Source organism: Acidovorax sp. KNOB132 (assembly GCF_057541515.1).
The window spans coordinates 1-1,040 of sequence record NZ_BAAJYT010000572.1; the positions used below are offsets into that span (position 1 = coordinate 1).

Genomic DNA, 1,040 nt, shown 5'->3' on the forward strand with positions numbered 1-1,040 from the left:
CTGCCGCCCACCGTGCGTGCGCGCGTCGCCGAATGGCGCACGCACCCGCGCGTGCAGTCCCTGAGCGACGAGTCGCGCGAGCGGCTGCTGCGGCTGGTGCAGCGCACCGCGCGCTGGCTGGCCGAGGGCCAGGTCAACGAAGACGCCGTGGTGCGGCTGATCGGCTGGCTCGAATCGCTGCTGCGCCGCGACATCTACCTGGCGCTGCTGCTGGAGCGCCCCTCGGTGCACGAGCACCTGCTGCACCTGCTGGGCGCCGCGCAGTGGCCCGCCCGCTACATGCTGCAGCACCCCGGCGTGATCGACGAACTGGCGGGCGACGCGCTGCTGGCCGAACGCTTCGTGCCGCAGGACTTCGAGCACGAACTGGGGCTGCGCATCGCCTCGCTGCAATCGACCGGCGAGGACGACGACGAGACCCTGCTGAACCTGCTGCGCCGCGCCCACCATGCCGAGACTTTCCGCACGCTGGCGCGCGACGTGGAGCGCCGCATCACCGTGGAGCAGGTGGCCGACGACCTCTCGGCCCTGGCCGACAGCGTGCTGCGCGTGACCGCGCAGTGGTGCTGGAGCCGCCTGAAGAACCGCCACCGCGAGGTGCCGCAGTTCGCCATCATCGGGTACGGCAAGCTGGGCGGAAAGGAGCTGGGCTACGGCAGCGACCTGGACATCGTCTTCGTGTTCGACGACGACGACGACCGCGCGCCCGAGGTGTATTCGGCCTTCGTGCGCAAGCTCATCAACTGGCTCACGGTGAAGACCGCCGAGGGCGACCTCTTCGAGATCGACACCGCGCTGCGGCCCAACGGCAATTCGGGCCTGCTGGTGACCAGCTTCACCGCGTACGCCAACTACCAGCAACGGCGCGGCAGCAACACCGCCTGGACCTGGGAGCACCAGGCCATGACGCGGGCGCGCTTCCTGCTGGGCACCGAAGACCTGGCCCCGGCCGGCCCGCTCGCGCCCCTGCCCGAAGGCAGCGAGGCGCCCGCGGGCAGCGGCCGCAACCTGCGCGAGCGCTTCGACGCGGTGCGCGAGGC

General features: G+C 71.5%; 1 protein-coding gene. It reads left to right on the plus strand.

Annotation, left to right across the window (positions count from 1 at the left end; translation table 11 throughout):
• The coding region (locus tag AC27IO_RS24730) for a DUF294 nucleotidyltransferase-like domain-containing protein (RefSeq protein WP_498741283.1) at positions 1 to 1,040 on the plus strand (1,040 nt) is incomplete at both ends.